We start from the raw sequence: 5,431 nt of genomic DNA, 5'->3' as shown, positions 1-5,431 counted from the left end.
GGTCCGTATCGTAGACGATGCGGGTGCTGGCCTGAGCCAGGATTTCAGCAGCGAACGGGGATTTGGGAGCCGCAAAAAACCGCTCAATTTCAGCCGTTGTCAGATCGGCCTGGAATCCCGCCAGATTGTCGCCAAGATTTTCCGAGGTTTTGCCCATCACGGCCGAACCGGCCACCAGTCCCAGCGTGTCGAACACGACCTGGGAGCGGTTGCCGTTTGCATCAGTGGTCGACTGCGCTTGCAATACGCGATAGTCATTACTGGCCGACACCTTGTTGCCGAAGGTATCGGTGCTACCCACGGCCAGCAAATCGTAGTCATCGAAGTCGGCCGTATTACTGAATCCGAAAGGATCTTCAAAGCGGCGCGGCTGGAAGAAATGTCGCGTGGCTTGCGCCAGTTCCGTATCCGGACCAGCCTGCGGATCGCTGTGGAAAAATACCCGGCCGGTGGGTAGCCACAGGCGGCCGTCGCCATCCAGATCGACATAGGCGCCACCATCCGATGCCTTGCTGCATAGTATGGCGGCAGGGTCTGGCAGCAGGTTTTCCAATGTGCGCTGGGACATCTCAGGTTCCTTGTTGCAGTCAAGGGACTGGTTTGGGGTTGAGATGCACAATGCCGCGGCTGGCGAGCCAGGGCACGCAGAAGCCGCAACCCGGATTGGGATAGCTGGTGGCGATCCCCGGGCCATTGAGATCGAATACCGCCGATAATTCTCGTTCGCCTTGCGTCTCGGCATGGATAAACGAGGAACGCCAATCCGGATGCGGTATCGCCCCTGACGAAATTGGCGGGCTACCGACGAATTCACCCGGCCGCAATGCCACCGCACCTTCTTCCGTGGCTTCCAGAAAGGCTTGATAAACCCTCGGGTTGTTGACATTAATAACGGTCACGCCATTGCGTGTGACTGTAGAGAAGGTCACCGGCAAACGCGGCGCACTCAATGTCGCCTGGATGCCGGGTTCGGCAACGTCATAGAATGCCAGGCCGAGTTCTTTGGCGCGATTCAACTCAATTTCCGTCATGATCAGACTCTCGCTCGCAGTAGCAGGTCCGCCGATGCCAAACGATGCGATCGTGGCGACCTGGCTCATGCCTTCGGCATCGTCGCTGCTTTTTACCAGGAGAGGTACGGACGCCACGGCGGCGACCCGCGCCACAGGGGCAAGGCGAGCCAGGGTGGCGACGACGACGGTGCCGGTGCCTGTGACAATCACGCCGACTGCGCCGACGGTGACCAGGCCGGGCGCACCCAGCCGGTCGCTATTCCCGGCAAATGGATCCGGCGTGTTGACCCACCTTTTGAAACGTTCCCAGGTGCCGGGATCATGTGCGCGATCATCGGCCTGAGAAAAACTGGATGCTTCGTCGTATGTGTTGAAGGTATGGATTTCGCCGTCATATCCACGCACCTGAAATCCCGTGTCCTGCGGCGCATCGGCGGCCGGATTTAGCGCCGGGTCGGCAGGTGCACCCGGGGCATCTGTTGCATTGCCACTTGCCGCCGGCGCATCTTGGGGCGCCTCACTGGCCGGGTGTTCTTCTGGAATGCACGCCTGTTCACTCTCCTCGCGCGGAGTGGATTCAGCAGGATCCACGCACGACTGCATGGCCGGATCGCATTCGGTACCGGTGGCATCGGTATAGCTGAGCGGATTATTGCGGACGTAGGCATACAGGTTGCTGCCATCGACCATGCCGGCCGGATCTGGATTGATCCAGCGCGCCAGCCAGGAAGCGCAATAGCGTGCGCCGTAATAGGTAAAACCATTTTCTTCGTCGCGCTCCTTGCCGGCGTAGCGATAACGTTTCGGGCTGTCGGTCTGGCCGCGCACTGCCTGATAAGTGGTGCTGCCGAAGGGGCTGTACTCTTCATATGAAATAATCTGCGCCTGCTGATCCAGTTCCAGGCAGGATGAGCCGAGATGATTGCTTATTTGATAACGTATCAACCGGAAAGGAGAGGGATCGTTTTCATGATTGCCTTGAGTGCGCGTCTCTACCAGGGCGATGCGTTGTTTGTCATCCATGACGTGCAAGGTTTCACGCTCCAGCTTGACACCGTCGTCGTCGTTGTTGTATTGACGATAGATTTCTACCGCGCCGATATAGATACGCTCTTTCAAACGCCGGGGCTTTTCTCCGGGCCGGGTATGGCGTTCAGTGATTTTCCGCAGGCGTTGGCCGCCGGCGTCATAGACGTACCAGGTGGTTTCCGGGACGCCCAGATGGATCACCTGCTGTGCGCTGGCTTGCAACTGATCGCGATAATTCCATTGCATCCGCGACAAATGCGGCATCGCTGTGATATTGCCGTGCAAACCGGCGGAGCCGGCATAGCCATAGGATTCAGTGGTTTCGCCAAGTGTGGTGGCTTGCCGGGTAGCGCTCAGGCGGTTACTGCGTTGCGCCGGCTCCAGCTGACTGGCCTCATGATAAATATAATCGCGTTTCCAGCCGGCTTGCCCCGGCGCATTACCACGATGCCGCATGCTGCACAGATTGCCTACTGCATCGTACCGATAATTTTCCATGTATCTGGCCAACGCCTTGCCATCTCCAGGCTGTGGCAAGCCGGTGCGCGGCGTATCGCTGCTAGAGTAGGGCGAGGAGGCGAGTGTATCCCCCATAAGCCCCAAATGCTCGCGGCCGCGTCCCTCGATCAAACGGTATATGGCGTCGTAGGTGTATTCATTGCTCGGTTCAATTTTTTCGTTGCAAAAATAAATGGACTGCTGCGCAGTATCGCGGATGTGCGTGATATTGCCGGCCGCATCGTAGGTATAGCGTAGTTGCTGCAAATGATCTCTGCCAGGAAATTCCTGATTGCTGCGGTGCGTGGATATCGCCGTTAAACGAAAGGTCAAGGCATCGTATTGGTAGCGACTACGGGCACCGTTGCCATATTCCAGCAGGGTGCGCTGGCCCTTGGCGTTGTAATGGATGCTACGGATAAACGGCGTTGGTGCCTGCGCGCCTCGCAGATGCACGGCGACGCTGTCCAGCAGGTTGGCGGCATTATAGGAGGGATGAACTATACTCAGGTCCGGATGAGTCAGTTCGATCGGCCGGTTGAGCGCATCGTAGCGGGTGCGGCTGACATAGCGCGGTGTTTCCAACGGCACGGCCCCGGACCAGTCTAGTGTCCGTTTATATTCGCAGGCCAGTTGACGCTGGCTGTGCAGAAGATTGCCCTTGAAATCGTAGTCGTCGCTGCTGACGACGCCAGCCTGGTCGCAGATTTGCACTGCCTTGCCGCGCATGTTGCGTGTTTCAGGCTGGGCCTTTGATTCTCCGTATACCGTACGCCCGATCAGCAACTCGGCCGAATCACTCCCGCCAGCTGATAAAAATGCCTCGGTTGGCCGTCTTAGTGCATCGTAACCGTTGCGAAATTGCTGGCCGCGGCTGTCCCAGATACGTATCGCCTTACCGCTGACGTCGTTGAGAAACCAGTGCGTTCCGGCTTCCATGCTCGCTTGGCGCAAACGATTGCCATGCAAGTCGAAGTCGTAACGGATCACGCTACGGTTGCTGGCGTCGATAATGATGCGTTGATTGCCCTGGATGTCGAACAGGACACGCGTTGCGTAGAATTCTGCGACAGGCTCTGCGTCGCGTCCGTTGCCGAAGCGCTCGATGCGGCGATTATGCGCAATGCGCAATGCCGCGCGGCCCAGCACATCGGCATAGGCGAGGTTCGGCGTAGCTGCATGTACGGCAGCTTTGCGGGCGGCGCTTTGTTCTTCGTTACCGAGGCTGCCGGCAATCCGAGCGTCATGCCAACTTGGTAGATACGCGGCTTCCGGCAGACGCCGGAAATATTCGCCGGCATCGTGATCCTCTTGCGGATGACCGATCAGCACTGTGTCGTTGACATCCCAGTCTTCTTGCCGCCACGGGTCGAATACGGATTTTTGCCAGGTATGATTAGGACTGACGGATGCAACTTTTCGACCCACAGGGTCGTAGAACTGTATGGGGCTGACGCCAATCCTGTTGCCGAATTTAAAGTCGTTGGTGTCGTCGAAAAACGGTTCATACTGCCGGACCGGCTTGCCTTTGTTGTTATAGATCGTCCAGCCGCTGCCGATCCAGCGTGGAGCTTGGGCCGCCCCATTGTTGATTGCGCTTGGCTCCGGTTCAGCCTGTATTTTTTTCTGGATTTCACGGCCGAAGCCATCGGCATAGCTGAAACTGATTTGCATTTTTGCATGCTGGCCGGGGAGCAAATCACTGCTATGCGTTTCCCGCGCCAGCGTCGCTGTGAAAGCCGGCTTGCGCGTCCGATAGAAGGCGTCCGGATTGTAAACAATGCGTGTGCTCGCTTGATGCAAGAGTTCGGCCGCGAGCGGTCCCTTCGGATCGGCAAAAAACAGTTCAATTTCCGCCATTGTCAGATCAGCGCGGAAATTGTCCAGATTGTCCCCGATATTTTCTGTTGTCTTACCCATGACGGCCGAGCCCGCCACCAGCCCGAGCGTATCGAACATGACTTCCGAACGATTGCCGTTGGGGTCGGTGATCAACTGCGGCTGCAGCACGCGATAATCGTTGTCGGCGCGTACTGTGTTATTGAGAGCGTCGGCGGTGCGGCTGGTAAGAAAATCGTGCTTGTCGAAATCCGCAGTGCTGTTAATTCCGAACGGCGACTCGAAGCGGCGTGGCAGGAAAAAATGACGTTTCGCCTGCGCGAGTTCTAAGTCTGCCTTGATGGCGGGATCGGTATGAAAAAAGACTTTGCCGTGCGGCATCCACCAGCAACCGTTTTTTTTTAAGTCGACATACCCTCCGCCGTCTGCTGCCGTACTACCCAATACCGCGCTCGGATCGGGTAGCAGCGATGTCGTTTCCGGTGCGGGCGGCGGATCGGCGGCGGAAGCGGCCGTATCATTCGACGGCCGTTTAAAGACTTCCGCCAACAGGCTTGGCGTGAATGCCAGCGTATAGCTCTCTCCCGGAAGGGCCAATGATTCCAGGACGCCAAGCGGCAGCAGCCGGTCTAGCTGATTGCTCCGATACAGATTCCGGCTGTGCTTGAGCAAACGGCGACAGGGCACGCCATCTTTGGCGCCCAGTGCTCGCCAGTCTTCGAAGGGCAGATCGTGCGCGCCATCGCTGGCGCTTGCCACTTGCCTGGAGATTTCATCGACGCTGAAAAAATTGGTGATGTCGGGCAGGTTACGCTCAGGTTTGAAGTTGACCAATTCATAGAGCTGTGCTTCGCAGGGCACCGGCGTGCGATAGGCAGAGAAATAACCCGCATCGCGTTCATGCACCGCATTGGTATAAGCGTTTCTGGTCAGAGTCAGCAGAATCTGCGCCTGTTTGTCGCGATCCTCCTGGGTCAATAATGGTGAAGGATCCGGAAATCTGCGGCCATAGGCGATAGCGACAGAAGTCAATACATTGCCGTAGTCGTCGA

Annotated in this window: 2 protein-coding genes; both read right to left on the bottom strand. The window is 57.5% G+C overall.

From position 1 onward, the window contains the following. On the bottom strand, positions 1 to 568 hold a 568-nt coding region (locus tag ABI171_RS09345), incomplete at its 3' end, for a hypothetical protein (protein ID WP_348099290.1). A gap of 19 nt (positions 569 to 587) precedes the next feature. Next, positions 588 to 5,411 carry an RHS repeat-associated core domain-containing protein gene (locus tag ABI171_RS09340; RefSeq protein WP_348099289.1) on the bottom strand — a complete coding sequence of 1,608 codons (4,824 nt, stop codon included), beginning with the start codon at positions 5,409 to 5,411 and terminating at the stop codon, positions 588 to 590. Positions 5,412 to 5,431: the final 20 nt, after the last annotated feature.

Source organism: Collimonas sp., from assembly GCF_039923675.1.
Classification (GTDB): Bacteria; Pseudomonadota; Gammaproteobacteria; order Burkholderiales; family Burkholderiaceae_D; genus Collimonas.
Note: the sequence above shows the minus strand (reverse complement) of the source record. Positions and strands in the feature narration are given on the sequence as shown.